Consider the following 17,534-nt stretch of genomic DNA (forward strand, 5'->3'; position numbering starts at 1 on the left):
AGCCTTGACGACCGCACCCCGGATCAAGCCTACTTCGATCTTCCTCCGCTCCGCGCGGCGGCCTAACACCGGCAGAGTCTCCACTTATCGACGCGGAATTTTTGTTCAGACAATCGGGACCGGCTCTACAAGCGCTTTTCACGCCATCGTTGTCTTACAACGCTTCGACGCGATAATTTGGAAAAATCCCTGAAATCCTGCGATCAACTTCGGATTCGTCAAAATGATTCTTGACGTGTGGAGGGATTCTTCTTAGTGGTGTCAGACGACGTGAGGGCCGTATGTGGTACTGGATTTTATCCAGACAACGTCCATCAGCGGCTCCCGACGTTACGGAAGTCAGCGGAGTCTCCGTCGTTGTGATTGGCGCATAACTCCAGCGAGGTTCCGCGCGCCAAGTTTCGGGATGGAGCCTCTCTCACGGTGAATCAAATGGCGCGTACACTACCTCCGCTTTGTGGATCTGTGTCGGGACGTGTGAGCCCACTCGGGCTGGGCGTAAAAATGCACGAGGCGGGATACAAGGCACTAGGGTTGGATTTTCGATACGCTTCAGTTGAAAGCCAGGACCTTGGAGCAACGGTAGCTGCGTTTCTCGAATTGGATTTCAAGGGTTTTGCTGTTTCAATGCCTTACAAGCGGGATATCATTGCGTATCTCGATGAGACGTCTGCCGACGTAGCCGCTATTGGCGCGTGCAATACGGTTGTTAACAAGGCCGGTCGGCTTACAGGTCACAATACAGACTGGCGTGGCGCCTTGGACGCACTGCGAGAGTGCGGGGTGCATCAGCCGGGACGAGCAATAGTGCTGGGCGCAGGTGGTGCTGCCCGTGCATTGGTATTTGGCCTCAAAAGTGCGGGCTGGCAGGTTGAAGTCGCGGCCAGAAATCACCACGCCGGCGTATCTCTCGCCTCAGATTTCGGGCTTTCACCCCCACAAAGTCTGGAGACGCAGTCCTTCTTGGGGTTTGACCTCGTAGTCAACACGACGCCTGTTTCGACGCTGTCGGATGATCTTCTTAACCTGGACCACTTCCCGGATGCGCGAGCCGTGTTCGATGTTGTGTTCAACCCAGTATATACGCCGCTATGCGCGGAAGCGGAACGACGGGGGCTGGTTCCGGTACCCGGTTGGCTAATGTTGCTTCATCAAGCGCTCCATCAATTCACGCTTTACACCGGCGTTGAGGCCCCTGCGCCGGCGATGCGTGAGGCGCTGCTGAAAACCCTCGCATAGAGCGCGGTTAAACCTGATGAACATGAAGAAGCTCCCGAGCAAGATGATCGGGCGGCTGAGCGCGGCTGCGCGGAACGGCTAGGATCGCCCCCTGACCCGAACCGCGATCGCCGAATCTTAGGAGAGAATTGTGGTCGAGCAAATTAGGACGGATATCGTAATCATCGGTTCTGGGGTGGGAGGTGGATCGGTTGCTCGGCAAATAGCAGGATCAGGCGCGAAGATATTGATCCTTGAGCGGGGTGATTTCCTGCCAAATGAGCCGGAAAATTCGGACGTAGAGGCGGTCTACACCCAGAAGCGTTACAGGACACATGAAGAGTATCAGGACGAAAGCGGACAACGCTATCGCCCCGGTCAGTTCTACTATGTCGGCGGTCATACGAAATTCTACGGCGCAGCGATGTTCCGCTTTCGTGAGCGCGACTTTGGCGAAGTTGCCCATGAAGATGGAATTTCGCCTGCCTGGCCCATTTCCTATTCTGACCTCGAACCGTGGTACGACGCAGGAGAGCGGCTTTTCGGTGTACGCGGGCAGGCAGGAGTAGATCCCACTGAGCCGCCGCGTTCAGCCGGATATGCGCATGACGCCGTCCCGCATGAACCCATTATTGCCGAAATGGCTGTGCAATTAGCAAAGCAGGGACTGCGCCCGTTTTCGAACCCGGTGGCCATAGATTTTGGCCCGGGCGGTAGTTGTCGTCGCTGCGGTGCGTGCGATGGATTCGCCTGCCGGTACGGAGCCAAAGGTGACGGTGAGTCGCGTCTGATCCGGCCAATTCTCGACCATCCTGACGTTACCCTATGGACCAAGGCTCAGGTCACCCGTCTTATCCCTGCTCCCGATGGGCGCATCGCCGCTGTCGAATTACTGCGGAACGGGCAGATGCTTCGCGTCGAAGCGCGCATCATTGTGCTAAGTGCCGGCGCGATCAATTCGGCACTCATCTTGTTACGCTCGGCGAACGAAGCGTATCCAGATGGCATCGCCAACCGCTCGGGCGTGGTTGGACGGTATCTAATGAACCATCATCTCACCGGCTTGGTCGGCCTCATGCCGTGGCGTGTGAACGAAGCAAAGTTCACCAAGACCATGGCGATCAACGATTTCTACTACGGTTTGCCGAATGACTCCGCGGCGCGCGGCAATATTCAAATGCTCAGCAATCTCAAGGGGCCGATGATCCGCGCGAACATGCCGTGGGTACCAGGGCCGATCGCAGATATTGTTGCCCGGCACAGCGTCGACTGGCTCTGCATGTCCGAGGATCTGCCGCGGGTCGAAAGCCGGGTTCGGCTATTGCCCGGCGACCGGGTTGAGGTTGCTTATCATCCTGGCGACGTTGCTGCGCATACCCGGTTCGTGCGTCACGTGCGAGGCCATCTCCGAAGAATATTTCCGGTCGTTCTTCACCGTCCGTCCGGCATTAAAGGGCCGGTACATCAATGCGGCACGGTTCGCATGGGAAATGATCCCGTTACTTCGGCGCTTAATGGACTGTGCCAATCGCATGATCATCCCAATCTGCACGTCGTCGATGCAAGCTTCTTCCCATCCTCTGCTGCGTTGAACCCGGCCCTGACGGTTTGCGCCCAAGCCCTTCGCGTCGGCAGTCACTTAAGAGATACCTGGCACCAGGACACTCGCTAACGAGCTTCCCGGGGCTCGAGGGCTTCGTCATAAAGGTTCCCCGGGACCGCGCTGGTCGATGCAGTAGTCGACCACCCTCACAGTGCCGCCTGCGTTACTCGAGGATCCAGTTCTCACCCCAGACACCTTGCGGCCCTCACGTGGTGGCAGGCCGACCTCTCCATCCAACCAGTTGCTCGCCTCACCGCGACGCCCTGACAAGGAGGAGGCGGCATTGCTCCAAACCGGCTATCGACGTACAAAACTGAAGCTGAAGGCGCTGCCCGAGTGATAGACCTCGGCAATTACCACCGGTTGGCCGCGCTCGGTGAAGCACAATTCGGTAATCTTTAGTGCCGGTCCGAAATCGTGGAGCCCGTGCAGCTCGATCGTTTCTTTGGGAAGGTTTACGGCTGAAACCTTTGCCGTGGATGCAACCGGTCGAACATCATGGCCTGACAGTAGTTCCAGAAGCGAGCCGCTCAGGTCGTGGGAGTGAAGGCCCTCGCCGATAAGGTTGCGCGGCACCAGATCGATCGAATATACGATAGCCTCGTTTTTGGCTCGCCTCAACCGCTCCAAACGCAATAGGGGCGAGCCTTCAGCGACCTGCAACTCCTGCGCATGCTGCTTGTTGGCAGGCACTACGCCGAAGCCTAGAACCTCCACTGTGGTGCGATAGCCGTGCGTGCGCACCATGTCGGTGACGCTTTCGAATTTGGTGATTGGTCGATCGATGTTGAGAGCGCTCCCCGCGGCGACGAAGCGGCCTTTGCCGTGGACGACATCGATTATGCCCTCCTGCTCCAACCGCTTCAGACCCTCGCGCAAGGCGGGGCGAGATACCTTCAGCAATTCTGTCAACTTTTCCTCGGTCGGCAATTTTTCGCCGAAGCTGAGGTTCTGCTGTTGAATGAGTTCGAGCACGCCATTTCGAATACGTTCTGGGCCGGTCTCTTTGGTCCTAGTCATCTCGCTATTTCTCCGGCGTTTAGGCGCGAGGCCCAAGACGTGTCCTGAGTCAATGACAGCTTTCAACGCGGCCTAAAAAGGCGTTCGATAGGCGCATTGTCCAGACCTTTGCGAAGACAAGAAGCAAGCATGCCTTTGTCCGAACGCACGCATGGTCAGAGCTTTGGCAATCTCCAAAGGACCGGCAGCGAGTGCGGAGATCGTTCCGGCTGCCAGCCCCACGCGGCTTCGGCACTGTGAGGAGCTTTGGATCATCATCGCCTTTCCGTAGGTCATGTTCGTTCCGATCGGCACGCATTGCGTCTCATTGTTGTCTTACAACGTCGGAGAGCGTTCGCCCACGGCCACCACACGGTTTTTCCGCGAAAAGGCAACGTCAATAGCGCCTTCTTCGCCTCACTCATCCGAGGGTATGATCCAAAATCCCGTTGTCCTGCGACATGCGCGTCGACTCCCCCTGAAGCCCGCGGAGGTTACTATGACTAAACTCTACAAACGTATCGCGGCCTTAACCGACCGAGCTTGCGAATGGAGTCACCCTTTGTTACCGCCTATCTGGCCCGGGTTGATCACAAGTTCGCACCTCCTGCGCGGCGCGGACGAACTCAACACGGCGGCAGCATCTTAGGGTGGATCGGGGCATGAGCATGCGGACAGGTCAGCAAACGCTGGGGCAAATTCTTGCGCACGCGCCAGTCATTCCCGTGGTGGTGATTGACAATCCCGCCCATGCTCGTCCGCTAGGCATCGCGCTTTTGAGGGGAGGCCTCAAGGTAATCGAGGTGACGCTTCGCACGTCGGCGGCGTTCGAGGCCATTCGCGAGATGGCGGCGCTTGAAGGCGCGATCGTCGGCGCAGGAACCGTGCTGAACGCGAGGCAGATACAGGAGGCCAGGCACGCCGGCGCCCGTTTCGCCGTTTCCCCGGGGATGACGGAAACTCTGCTGGATGCTTCGGCGGACGAAGACATCCCCATGCTGGCGGGTGCCGCCTCTGCGTCGGAGGCGATGCAACTGATTGAGTGGGGAGCAGGCTACGCCAAGTTTTTCCCGGCTGAGGCTGCAGGCGGTGCCAACATGCTGAAAGCCTGGGCGTCCCCGCTTCCGCAACTGAAGTTTTGCCCGACCGGCGGAATCACACCCGAGAATGCGCGCCGCTATCTAGATCTTCCGAATGTCATCTGCGTTGGCGGCTCATGGATGGTACTACCAGCCCTCCTACGTGAGGAAAACTGGCATGAAGTTGAAAGACTCAGTCGGGAGGCGGCGAGCCTGTGAACATCAGGAAGTTCAGGTCGAGATCACCAAAGTGGACGAGGAGACAGCTTCTTTCAGCGCTTTAGCTCTCATTCATTCCTTAAGGCAACGATGGACGGTGCGTTCCGGGGGGCGTGGATTCAAAATAGCCCTTTGCATCCCATTACGCTTGACAAGCTACGTCCCATAATGTTGCCTGTTGTCTGACGTCTGGCCGACGGGGGCAAGCGCGGGTCGTCAGGGGCTTTGGTGTCTTGCTCTCAATTGATCGGTGCATGTTGGAAAAGCACTTCCATCGAGCCTCGCGAAGTAACACAAGTACCGTTTGACAACTGATCACTTCGATAGGCTTGCAACATGTCGTCCGTCGTGCCTCTCCGTGATGAACGCACTTTGGTCCTACAACTGCGTGACGCGATCAGCGCCATGATCGAAGAGCGTAAGTTGCAGCCTGGTGACCAGTTGCCGACAGAATCCGAACTTACACAAGCCTTTCGGATTTCTCGTCCGGCCTTGCGTGAAGCGCTGAAGCTTTTGGAGCAGGATGGAACGATCTATGTCAAACATGGCAAAGGACGTTTCGTCTCGGCAATGGGAACCCTGCAGGTTGAGCGGCCAATCACCTGCTTCGAGAGCGTCACCGACATGGTCCGTCGGTTCGGTTACAAGCCGACGAACAAGGTGCTTTCGGTTTTGGAGCAGGATCCATCGGAAGAGGTGCAGGCCGCCTTGCGCCTGAATGCCCGCGCGCGAGTGATCCGTCTCGAACGCCTGCGCATGCATGGCAAGGAGGTGCTGGTCTACTGCGTTGACTACATTCCACGGCCGATCATTCCAGATCATGTTTCAGATATCGATTGGAGCGGCTCTGTTTTGAATCTGTTGGAGCGGTATCGCCAGCGACCTTCGATGTCCACGGCCTCGGCTAGCGCGGTTCTGCTCCCGCAAAAGGTCAGCGACCGCAATAATCTCAGTGACTTCGGGCCAGCATTTCTTGTGACCGAGGTAGCTTATACGCGCATTGGAACGCCCGTTCTTTTCTCGAAGGATTACCATCGGGGGAGCCGGTTTACCTTTAGCTTTGTCCGCAAGTGAATCGACCCACCATGCCTTATGCGTTTGCTTCCAGAGCATCCTACGTATGACCAAAGCAAGAGCGATTGCGTGGGATATTGACGGCACCCTCGTCGATAGTGAGCCGTTGCACCACCTTTGCCTGACCACGACGTCGATGCGGTACGGCGTCAATCTCGGGCCTGCGTCCCACGAACAATTTATCGGCCGCGATATGGACTGGACTTGGCAGGTATTGGAGGCACGGTTTCCGCCCAAGCTTACATTTGCGACCTGGCGTAACGAGATCATCGATGCATATGTTAACCGGTCGTCGTCTCTTGTTGCTCAACCCTTCGTTCTTGAGACGATGCAGGCGTTACGCGCGGCTGGAATACGTCAGGTTTGCGTGTCCAATTCGGAGCGCATCATTGTGGATGCTAACCTCTCGGCCCTTGGTATCCGTGACCTGCTTGAGTTCTCCATCAGCCGAGATGACGTTGCCGTCGGGAAGCCAGACCCGACACCTTATCTTGAAGCTTGTCGTCGCCTGGACTGCGTCCCCCTCGAATTGGTCGCCATCGAGGACAGCCAAAGTGGCTTACAGTCAGCCCAGGCCGCCGGGCTCAGGACGATTTTTATTGCTTGTGATGAGTGCGATCTGAGCATCAGACGCAAGGCGATGGGGGCAATCCTTGACCTCTGCGGAGTGGTGTCCTCCCTCCCCATCGTTTGACTGAACATAAACAAATACTGCGAGGGCAATTTTACGGCTTGGCTCTTCAGTTCAGCAAAGCGCTACCGTATAGCGTCACATTCACTTGAAAATTCGGTTCGATTTCTCTTGGGGCGCGCACAGAAAACTGCGTCGTATTGGTAGTACGGTTCAGTCGGATCCCCCATTTGGATTCTTGTTTCGGGGCGCCAACGATTGCCGCAACGGTGCCGCGTGCAGTGTCCTTCGTACGTCGTCAGAGCGAAAAAGACCTAGGAGGGTCTAAGATACTTGACTTCATAATCGTTCTGCGGTCTGTTGTCAGACGACTGGTAACGCATGTAGCTGCTACTCTGCGCGTCAGTACGCGAGGAGGCGCATCGCGATTTTGCCAAGATGCTATTCATCGAGTAGGCGGTCTTCACGACGTTGATGTCCAGTCGCACAATTCCTGTCCAACCTTTCGCGCTTACGGTCTTTGGTGCGACTGGTGATCTTGCGCGCCGCAAATTGCTCCCGGCGCTCTATCAACGCGATCGCGTTGGCCAATTGCCAGCAGGTGCGCCGATCGTCGGCACAGGTCGCCAGCGCCTGGAGGTCGAGGCCTTCGTGTCGGTCGCCCGGGCCGCTCTTCTCGAGCACGTTCCGCCAGCCGACATCAGCACCGCAGAACTCGATCGTTTTCTCGCGCGCTTGAATTACGTGACCCTCGACGCCGAGGGGGATGAGGGCTGGAGCGTTCTTGCGGATCTGCTGGGTCGCCATCCGCGCGTCACGAGGATATTCTACTTCGCGACTGGCCCATCATTGTTTGAGCCGCTTTGCGCGAGACTCTCTCGATATCGGCTGAGCGGAGGGGACGCGCGGGTCGTTGTCGAAAAACCGCTGGGGAAGGATTTCGCCAGCGCCGTGGCTCTCAACGACACAATGAGTCGCGTATTCGATGAGCGTCACCTGTATCGGATCGATCACTATCTTGGCAAAGAAACCGTTCAGAACTTAATGGCGTTGCGGTTCGCCAACGCGCTGTTCGAGCCAAACTGGAACAGCGCACATATCGACCATGTCCAGATCACCGTGGCTGAGAGTGTCGGTGTTGCTGGCCGTGCAGGCTACTACGACACCGCGGGTGCATTGCGCGATATGGTTCAGAACCATCTCTTGCAATTGCTGTGTCTCGTGGCAATGGAACCGGTTGTGTCGCTCGACGCCGACGCGGTACGCGACGAGAAACTCAAAGTTTTGAGAGCGCTCTCTCCGATCGACGCGCGCAATGCAGGGCTAGTCACCGTGCGAGGCCAATATAGCGTCGGCGCGTCGGTATCGGGCGCTCTTCCGGGTTATTTGGAGGAAGTCGGTGTGTCGACGTCGGACACCGAGACTTTCGTTGCGATCAAGGCCGAGATCCGCAACTGGCGTTGGTCTGGTACGCCATTCTATCTGCGCACCGGTAAGAGGCTGCCGGCTCGCGTATCCGAAATTGTTATTGCGTTCCGTCCAACGCCGCACGATCCGTTCGATGTCGACGCCGGTCCGATTGCGGCGAACCGCCTCGTGATCCGATTACAGCCGGATGAAGGTGTAAAGCTGTGGCTGATGATCAAAGACCCTGGTCCCGGTGGCATGCGCTTGCAACAGGTACCTCTCGATATGAGTTTTGCCACCGCCTTCGGCGTTCGCAACCCGGATGCTTATGAGCGCCTGATCATGGACGTTGTCCGCGGCAACCAGACACTTTTCATGCGCCGAGACGAGGTCGAAGCGGCTTGGCGCTGGATCGACCCCATCCTCGCTGCTTGGCGCGGTGCGAACCAGCCACCTTGCCTCTACGCAGCCGGCACCTGGGGGCCATCGGCCGCCGACGCCCTTATCCTGCGCGACGGCCGCACCTGGTGCGAGGCCGAATGATGATTATCAGGCTTGCGATAGCTCGCGCCGCAGGGAATGCCGCCCATCACGTTGTTCTCGTTCTCATTCAGAGAAAGCTTCTATGATCAACAGCTCAGTCTCCTTGAATTCTAGAATCGGCGAGGTGACTGACCGCATTGCGCGGCGGAGCCACGAAAGCCGCGCACGCTATCTGGAGAGTGTCGATCGCGCTGCCACCCATTCGCCCAAACGACAATCGTTGGGTTGCGCAAATCAAGCTCACGGCTTTGCAGCTTGCAGTGCCGCCGACAAGAAAATGCTGCGTGATGGTCGCGGCGCTGCGCTCGGCATTGTCACCGCCTACAACGACATGCTCTCCGCCCATCAGCCCTACGAGCGGTATCCTCAGTTGATCCGGCAAGCCGCAAGGGAAGCCGGAGGAGCCGCGCTTGTAGCTGGTGGGGTGCCCGCCATGTGCGACGGCATCACGCAGGGTGAAGCCGGCATGGAACTCTCGCTCTTCTCCCGTGACTTGATCGCGATGTCGACTGCCGTTGCGCTGTCCCACCAAACCTTCGACGCCGCCGTATTTCTCGGGATCTGCGACAAGATTGTGCCAGGTCTCGTCATTGGCGCACTGTCGTTTGGCCACCTCCCGGCCGTGTTCATTCCGTCCGGGCCCATGAGCAGCGGGCTGTCCAACACTGAAAAGTCGAGGATTCGACAACTCCATGCTGCAGGCGAGGCCGACCCGAGTGCACTGCTCGAGGCAGAGTCGCGCGCTTATCATTCCCCCGGAACCTGTACCTTCTATGGTACGGCTAACACCAACCAGATGCTCATGGAAATCATGGGCCTGCATCTACCAGGGGCTTCCTTCGTCGCGCCCGATACGCCGTTACGAGACGCCTTGACTCGCGCAGCCGTACAGCGAGCTCTCGCGATCACGGCAATCAAAAACGAATACATCCCAATCGGCCGGGTCCTCGACGAGCGTGCCTTCGTGAACGGCATCGTCGGCCTTCATGCGACCGGTGGCTCGACCAACCACACGCTTCACCTCGTGGCCATGGGCGCGGCCGCCGGCATTACGCTGGACTGGGACGACTTTGCGGCACTCGCCGAGGTTACGCCCCTTCTCGCGCGCGTCTATCCGAATGGTTCGGCCGACATAAATCACTTTCACAAAGCGGGTGGGATGGCATTTCTCATTCAAGAACTGCTGGGAGCCGGCCTTCTGCATGATAGTGCGAACACAATTGTCGGAAAAGGGCTTGCCGCTTACACGCAGGAACCGTTCCTCACCAACGATGGCGGGCTCGCCTGGCGCCACGTCTCTGCCGCCAGCGGCGACGAGACGGTGCTGCGCGGCGTGGCATCGCCGTTCCAGCAAACGGGCGGCCTGGCGCTGCTCGCAGGAAATGTCGGCCGCGCTGTCATCAAGACCTCAGCGGTGTCGAGCGAGCGCCATATCATCGAAGCGCCAGCGCGTGTCTTTCACGGCCAAGACGAGTTTCAAGCCGCCTTCAAAGCTGGTGACCTGACCGGAGATATGGTGGCGATAGTCCGCTTCCAAGGGCCCAAGGCCAACGGTATGCCGGAACTGCATAAGCTGACACCACCGTTGTCTGTGCTGCAGGACCGTGGGTTCAAGGTCGCGCTGGTTACCGACGGCAGGCTTTCCGGAGCTTCTGGCAAGGTGCCGGCAGCCATCCACGTTACTCCGGAGGCGTTGGACGGTGGTCCCATTGCCAAGATCCGCGATGGTGATCCAATCCGTATCGATTGCGTATCAGGGCGACTCGAGGTCCTGATCAGTGCCACTGAATGGGCGGCTCGTCCTCCGGCGCAGGCCGATCTTTCCGCCAACCAAGTCGGCACCGGCCGCGCCTTGTTTTCCGTGTTTCGCTCGGCGGTCGGTTCGGCGGAACGGGGGGCATCGATCCTCGATAGCCCATGCGTGTAGATGTTGTTTGGACTTTCGTCAGTGGAGGGAAGCTCGGCGAGAGCGATCTCGACTCCCAAAAGTAGGACGTGATCGCAGCTTCTCTCGAATGGAATGCTGGTGTTGAACAGCGCAGCTTGACAGAAATTCGGCGCCCGTATGGTTCAACGAGCACCTAACATTTGCTGCTCTGGAGAGGAGCTTACCTGTCAGCCGTAAGACCATTGCTTCCGATCAATCGGAGATTGTCAGATGCTTGTGTATTCCAAAAAGACCCATGCGAGAAATGCAATTTTGGCCGGTCTGCCTTTACCTGAACTCGCATCTTTGAGTGCTTCTCTTGAGCCTATCGACTTGAGAGAACGCATGGTTTTGCAGGAGCCGAAAAGGGGAATGGAGTACGTCTACTTCGTTGAATCCGGGCTCGTGTCCCTGCGGACTGTTGCTGCAGGCAGTATCCTGGAGACTGCGATCATAGGAAATCGAGGCGCCATAGGAGCTTCGATCCTGTTGGGCGAATATTTTCCTACACGGCAGTCGATTGTGATTGTTGCTGGAACTGCACTACGAATTCATTTTGACGATCTGCGCCGCGTCATGAATGAGTGTCCACAAGTTCAGGAACATGTCAGAAGATATGTCAGAGCGCTCGATTTGCATAACGCTCAAGCCGGATTGTGTGGTGTCCGTCATCGCCACGCACAGCGACTGGCGTGCTGGCTCTGCTTGGCAAGTGATGCACTCGATAAGCAGGTTCTTCCGGTCACACACGACTATCTTTCACATGCTCTGGCATTGCGTCGCCCGAGTGTGACGGAGGCCCTTATTCGTTTTGAGGAGCAAGGCTTAATTCGAAAAATGAGAGGGGTGCTGTGCATCGAGGATCACGGCAGACTGCAGCAGGAGGCATGCGGTTGCTATGGGATAATCGCCGGCGCCTACACATCCCTTGAACATCTGGCCCGTGACACGCTCCAATACGAAGTCGCCGTGCTCAGTTGTAATGAGCAACATGGCAAATAATTCTGCGCTAGCCGTACCGCGGATCGACCTGGCGCAATGGATGCGCTCGGATTGTGGTGATCCGGACGCACCCGTCTCTAGTTCTTCCGCAGGACCACAAATCAGCGGGATGACGAGACGCTTTCCTCCGCGCGATCTTCGATCGCAGCGATCGCGTCTGTATCTCTTATGCGCTTTGATGAGCCGGGCCAACTAGCGTGCACTCGAGCAGTCGATTCATCTGACCAGTGCCAAAGTGACGCAGCTATTTGCCGCTCAGTGAGACGCGGAGCGCGGGTCGCTCTGCAGCGCATCCGGGCCAACTGACCGTGTGAAACTCGCAAGAATCCATTTAGTGCGCAGTCAGCGCGCCCTGCGCCAGGAGATGGCCAGGATGACATCGCGCGGCGGGCCTGGTTAGGCCATCGATGGATTCACGATAGCCAGTCATCCTAGAAGACGTTGCGAGCGACATTCGTTTGTTGAGATGCCTGAGGTGCGTCACGATCCTCGTGAGTGGCGCTTCCATCTGGCTCGAGAGGTAGCCTCAAGAGCTATTCGACCGGACGGTCAACTGCTGCTGTTCGGCCGAGCCGTGACGGGGTGGTCCTGCTTCAAGTCCACTTAGTAGTCGGCGATTGCGGAGTCGGCTTGAAGCACGAAATCGTCGGATGGCAGCTCGACACGGACGAATCTCGCTCGGAGAGATCTCGGCGTAACGGCTTGAGGTTGTATCTTTGGTACGAAACGAACGATCGATCTCGGCGTCCGTACGAAGCGAACGGTTTTGCCGCAGAGAAGACACAGCCAAAAAGCCGATCGCCGATGCGTACGTTACGTACCGTGTTGACGCGAGCAAATTACGCTGAACCTGCGAAGTTGTTTTGGTGATGAGGGGGGACTCAATCGTCAAACTCACTTTCTCTCAAGGCGCGGCTGCAGAGCTCGTGGGTTGATCGACTGAGTGGGCTTCTGGGGACCAGCTTCATCTCGCAACGCAGGCGATTGATCCTGAAAGCAAACGGAGATTTCAATGAATAGTTCAAAGCGTGTGTTCTTGGCTACCGCAGCAACATTGCTCGCGAGCAGCGCAGTGCATGCTGCTGATCTTCCCGTGAAGGCGAAGGCGGTCGAATACGTGAAGATCTGCTCGCTGTACGGCGCCGGTTTCTACTACATCCCGGGCACCGACACCTGCATCAAGCTCGGTGGTTACGTGCGAGCTGACGCAAACTTTAACACCAACTCGGACTTCAATCCGGCTCAGAGCGGTGTTGCCGGTGCTCGCAACCGCCTGCTGAACTACTACACCTTCCGCGCTCGTGAAGACCTGAATATCGACACCCGCACCGCGACCGAGTACGGCGTGGTTCGCACCTTCTTCGACGGCGTCTTCAGCTGGACGACCGGCAACTATTCGGCCACCGGTTCGGCAACGGGCGGAACCCAGTACAGCGGTTCGCTCGGTCTCAACGCTGCGGGCACCGGCCTCGTCGGTTCGAACGGCTCCGGCTCGGTGAACGGCACCGACGGCAACACTTCGGGCGGTTCGCTCGGCGTGTACTACGCCTTCATCCAGTTCGCCGGCTTCACGATGGGTAAGGCCGTGTCGCAGTTCGACGCGCCCTGGACCAACTATCCCGGCAACATCACCGACAACCTCGTCGGCGGCAGCGGCACCGTTACCGGCGTCACCCAGTTCACCTACACGGCCGACTTCGGCCAGGGCGTGACGGCGTCGTTCTCGGCGGAAGACGCGACTGTCTACTATCAGGCCGGCAACCTCAACATGACCGGCGCGACCGCGGGTGGCATGATCGGCGGCTCCTACGGCACCAACGCTCTCGGCGGCTCGCGTTCGCCGAACCTCGTCGGTCAGGTGCGTGTCGACCAGGCCTGGGGCCTCTTCCAGGCGTCGGTGGCTGCGCATGACAACCACGTTGGTTACTACGGCGCGACCGAAGTCTCCGGCCACCCCGACGACAAGTGGGGTTGGGCGGTTCAGCTCGCTCTGTCGATCAAGAACATCCCGACCGGCGCGGGTGACACGATCAACATCCAGGGCGTCTACACCGACGGTGCGACCCGCTACAACTTCCAGAACCTGTCGGGCAGCTCCTACGCGCTGTACGGTAGCTCGAGCACTGCTGGTACCTACGGCAGCCTCGGCTTCGCCAATGCTCCTGACACGGTGTTCGTGACCGGCAGCTCGCAGGAAACCGTCAAGACCTGGGGCTTCCGTGGCGCTTACACCCACAACTGGGATCCCAACTGGAACTCGGCGCTCTACGGTGCCTACGCCCAGGCCCAGTTCGGCACGCTGGCCAAGACCACCCTCTGCGGCGCCGGCGGTGCTGGCGGCGTGTTCGGTGGCCTGGCGGGTGTGACCGGCTGTAACCCGGACTTCGCGATCGGCCAGCTCGGTCTCGTCACTCGCTGGACCCCGGTCAAGAACCTGACGTTCTCGGCTGACCTCTCCTGGACCCATCTCGACCAGAAGTATTCAGGCACGGTTGGTCTCGTCCCGAACGTCGTGACCGCCAAGCCGGCCGCCGTCTACGAGCTGAAGGATCAGGACTCGATCGCCATGATCCTCCGCGCTCAGCGCAACTGGTGAGCGGCTAACCGTCCCGAAAGGGAAAACAAGTCTACGCGATTTGTTTAAACCTCCAAAAAGGCCTCCGATATGCCCATCGGGGGCCTTCGCTCTGGAGAAATGTCCTCTTTTAACTCATCTGAATGAGCCCGCTTCGAACCGACGGATCGACGATGAAGAGCCCGAGCCGCTGCTAGTCGGCTCTCGGGTCCGCGGCAATCCGTCAATCGAGGTTCCGGAATGCAATTGAAACAGGGGTATGGCTGCGGATGAATTCCGCCGAACCTGGGACGTCTGCAAGATGCTTGTCGACGCGTCCCGACATGGGGTTTCGCTTTGGAAGAGGTTCTCACATGATGATCTTAGTAGACAGCAAAAAAGAGGCGGTCGCCAGCAGTCATATCGGCCTCCTGTCTAACCTCAAATTTCAGATCAAGATAATACTTGGCTTCGCGCTCGTGCTCTCGTTGTGGGCAGTTAGTCTTGGCGCCACATATTTCGGATTTGAGCGAGTTTCAGTCGGTTCAAGTGCCTACCAATCTATCGTCGTGCAATCGGACACCACGCGCGAAATTGATCGCGCTCTTTTGGCGTACCGGCATTTGGTGCGCTACTACGTTCAAACAGGCTTGCCCGGAGACCTTTCCGCGGCCAAGGAAGCCGAGCTTGAACTCAGCGATACGATCAAGAACGCGAGCGAGGTGTTAATCTTTAGCAATGACCGAGTCTCATCTCTTCAAGAGAAGTTCAGAACGTTTGCATCCATTTTTACGAATGTCGTCGCGTTGAAGACCAAGAACCGAAAAAATGCAGCCGATCTAAACAACACAATGGAATTGCTCCGTTCTAAGATAGACGAAGTACTAAAAGACCCAGCAGGTCAGGGGCAAGCTTCTCTTGAGACCAATCTCAAGGAACTAAACTCGCAGCTATTCACGATCGGTACTACCGTTAGCAACTATATTGTTCAGCCAGAACAGACGTCTTTCGCGAGCACTTCTATCCGTATCGGCCTTGTTAAGAGCGGTCTCGCAGCGCTCTTAACCGATGAGAAGCTGTTGCTCCCCAAAATAAAGGAAATCGGCGCTCTTATTGACGATTACCAAAATGCAGTTGCAAATCTTATCGAAAATACGAAAGCAATTCGAAATCTCGTCGCCGCGATGAATGAATCAGCGGACGCCATTGTCAAAGATGCCAAATCAATGAAGGACGACGTTGTAGAGGACCAGAAGCGGGTTTCGCTGGCTACAACATCGACCGTCAATGGCACGGAAAAGCTGGTATTTTTGCTCGGCATGGGTGGACTGTTTTTTGGCATTGTCCTCGCGTTCATGCTTGGCCGCGGGATTTCGCGACCGATGATCGCGATGTGCGCGGCGATGCGAGAACTAGCGAACGGTAATTTTGACGTTATCCTGCCGGGGCTTGGTAGGGGCGACGAAGTGGGAGAGATGGCTAACGCTGTTGAGGAATTTAAAGTGCAGGCGTCTGCTAAAGCCGAATGCGAGGCGCGAGAGCGGGAGTTTCAAAGCAAGTCCGCCAGCGAGCAGCGCCGGTCCGAACTCAACCGGTTCGCAAACGAGTTCGAGGCCGCTGTCGGATCGATCGTCTCAAACGTATCTAGTTCAGCTAACCAATTGGAAGCAGCTGCAGGAACTTTAACACGGACGGCAGAGGTCTCACAGGAGTTAGCCGGTCGCGTTGCGGCAGCTTCAGAAGAAGCATCTACCAACGTACAGTCTGTGGCGTTCGCGACGACGGAACTCACCGCTTCGATTCACGAAATAGGTCGCCAGGTAACAGAGTCGAACAAGATGGCCGAGGGAGCCGTGAGGCAGGCCCAGAAGGCCGATGATCAAATTATGAAGCTTTCGCAGGCTGCCCAACGCATAGGTGACGTTGTCAAGATTATTACGGAGATTGCCGAGCAAACGGACTTGCTAGCGCTGAACGCGACAATCGAAGCCGCCCGTGCTGGTGAGGCAGGGCGCGGCTTCGCGGTGGTTGCCTCAGAAGTGAAGTCGCTAGCTAGTCAGACCGCAAGGGCTACTGAAGAGATCTCCTCTCATATCAACGGCATGCAAGAGGCGACGCAAGACTCGGTCTTGGCAATTAATGAAATTAGTAACACAATCGGCTGTATCTCGCAGATCGCATCGACTATCGCTTTGTCTGTCGAGAATCAAAGCTCGGCAACGCACGAGATCGCTTGCAACGTGCGGAACGTGGCTCAAGGCACTCAGGAAATGGCAAGTAACATTGCTGAGGTCAATCGCGGGGCAAGCAGTACCGGATCGGCGTCAAACGAAGTGCTAAATTCGGCTGGAGCGTTGTCAGCAGATAGCAAACGGCTCCGCAAGGAACTTGACGCCTTCATGGGGAGCTTTCGAGCCACTTGAGCGATCCAACGACCCTTCTCGCGCGGCACGGTGGAATGTGGAAGCCGCGCGCGGGCGACCGCAGCTTGGATAACGTCAGGTTATCCGAAGCCCTTGCTTATAGGATACGCGCGAGAAATGGGGGCCGCATGTATGACGTCTATTTGAATGGAAGGCACGATCTTTTAGTCGTTCCGCAAGGCGTCTCTGTCCCATCAGACTTGGAAGGAAACTGGAAGCGCAAGAAGCGCGGCGTTCGCTCGGTGAGCGAGAAAATTCGCCGGGACGTTGAACTGTGTGGCTACCATCGTCGCCACCTAGTTAATCGGTCGCCCGCGCTCGCAGAGGACGCACCAGCTCAGTGATCCGGCTTGGAACCCCGACGAAGGCAGTTTGTCCCCCGTTTGGTAGCCGACCATGCTCGGTCGGCGAGGTCGGAAGGCGATCGCCGGCTTTCCCTTCCGCGCGACGCTGACATACGATGTGCCCGCCGCGGCGCCGAGCCGTTTGGCCCGTTGCTGCGCGCGAGGATGATCTTGGCCCCGAAAGCATATTTAGCCGGAGTCAAAAAGATGCCTTCTGGGTCCGCGTGGAAGCCGTTCTCATCGGGAGCGGGTCCCCGTCTCGCCGCCGCAGAGCGCGCCGACGCAACCCTGGGGCCTTGAACAATTCGTTTGGGCCGGATGAGTTAGACGCCCTCAATGTCAGGGCCGCGCTCAGTCTTGAGCGGGTCCATCCGATCCGCTTCCTCTAGCAGTCTGCTGAAGAACCCCCTCGCCACGGAGGGGGCTTGATGATTCACTTTATCCATCTCGAATCGGCAGAGGCGATCATGCGCGGCAGGTTTAAGGACCAGGGCGGCCTGTTTTCGTACAT

12 protein-coding genes are annotated in these 17,534 nt (G+C 57.6%); 10 read left to right on the forward strand and 2 right to left on the reverse strand.

The window, feature by feature from the left end; all coding sequences use genetic code 11:
* Nucleotides 1–504 precede the first annotated feature (504 nt).
* Complete coding sequence (locus QCM77_RS43470) at nucleotides 505–1,239, forward strand: shikimate dehydrogenase family protein (RefSeq protein WP_280096857.1); 735 nt, start codon at nucleotides 505–507, stop codon at nucleotides 1,237–1,239.
* A gap of 130 nt (nucleotides 1,240–1,369) precedes the next feature.
* Nucleotides 1,370–2,890: a GMC oxidoreductase gene (locus QCM77_RS43475; protein WP_280096858.1), complete on the forward strand. Its 1,521-nt coding sequence runs from the start codon at nucleotides 1,370–1,372 to the stop codon at nucleotides 2,888–2,890.
* A 228-nt stretch (nucleotides 2,891–3,118) separates the two neighbouring features.
* On the opposite strand, the gene QCM77_RS43480 is transcribed toward QCM77_RS43475, so the two are convergent.
* Nucleotides 3,119–3,841: a GntR family transcriptional regulator gene (locus QCM77_RS43480; RefSeq protein ID WP_280096859.1), complete on the reverse strand. Its 723-nt coding sequence runs from the start codon at nucleotides 3,839–3,841 to the stop codon at nucleotides 3,119–3,121.
* A gap of 641 nt (nucleotides 3,842–4,482) precedes the next feature.
* Here QCM77_RS43480 and eda point away from each other — a divergent pair.
* The 8 genes from eda to QCM77_RS43520 all read left to right on the forward strand — a co-directional run bounded on the left by eda (nucleotide 4,483) and on the right by QCM77_RS43520 (nucleotide 16,679).
* Nucleotides 4,483–5,118: a bifunctional 4-hydroxy-2-oxoglutarate aldolase/2-dehydro-3-deoxy-phosphogluconate aldolase gene (gene eda, locus QCM77_RS43485; protein ID WP_280096860.1), complete on the forward strand. Its 636-nt coding sequence runs from the start codon at nucleotides 4,483–4,485 to the stop codon at nucleotides 5,116–5,118.
* A 336-nt stretch (nucleotides 5,119–5,454) separates the two neighbouring features.
* Nucleotides 5,455–6,192 (forward strand): GntR family transcriptional regulator, encoded by a 738-nt coding sequence (locus QCM77_RS43490; protein WP_280096861.1) that lies wholly within the window; start codon nucleotides 5,455–5,457, stop codon nucleotides 6,190–6,192.
* A 46-nt stretch (nucleotides 6,193–6,238) separates the two neighbouring features.
* A complete protein-coding gene (locus QCM77_RS43495) occupies nucleotides 6,239–6,886 on the forward strand; it encodes an HAD family hydrolase (RefSeq protein ID WP_280096862.1) in 648 nt (215 codons plus the stop codon).
* A gap of 411 nt (nucleotides 6,887–7,297) precedes the next feature.
* Nucleotides 7,298–8,773, forward strand: a complete 1,476-nt coding sequence (zwf, locus tag QCM77_RS43500; protein WP_280096863.1) for a glucose-6-phosphate dehydrogenase — start codon at nucleotides 7,298–7,300, stop codon at nucleotides 8,771–8,773.
* 82 nt (nucleotides 8,774–8,855) lie between these two features.
* A complete protein-coding gene (edd, locus tag QCM77_RS43505; RefSeq protein ID WP_280096864.1) occupies nucleotides 8,856–10,700 on the forward strand; it encodes a phosphogluconate dehydratase in 1,845 nt (614 codons plus the stop codon).
* Between the two features lie 231 nt (nucleotides 10,701–10,931).
* Entirely contained in the window at nucleotides 10,932–11,702 is a 771-nt protein-coding gene (locus tag QCM77_RS43510; RefSeq protein WP_280096865.1) for a Crp/Fnr family transcriptional regulator, read from the forward strand.
* A 1,012-nt stretch (nucleotides 11,703–12,714) separates the two neighbouring features.
* Entirely contained in the window at nucleotides 12,715–14,298 is a 1,584-nt protein-coding gene (locus QCM77_RS43515) for a porin (RefSeq protein WP_280096866.1), read from the forward strand.
* Nucleotides 14,299–14,630: 332 nt separating this feature from the next.
* Entirely contained in the window at nucleotides 14,631–16,679 is a 2,049-nt protein-coding gene (locus tag QCM77_RS43520; protein ID WP_280096867.1) for a methyl-accepting chemotaxis protein, read from the forward strand.
* A gap of 667 nt (nucleotides 16,680–17,346) precedes the next feature.
* Here QCM77_RS43520 and QCM77_RS43525 read toward each other — a convergent pair.
* Nucleotides 17,347–17,534, reverse strand: a 188-nt coding sequence (locus tag QCM77_RS43525) for a hypothetical protein (RefSeq protein ID WP_280096868.1), incomplete at its 5' end; no start/stop codon positions are given.

Origin of the sequence: Bradyrhizobium nivariense, from assembly GCF_029846695.2 — a bacterium.
GTDB lineage: Bacteria > Pseudomonadota > Alphaproteobacteria > Rhizobiales > Xanthobacteraceae > Bradyrhizobium.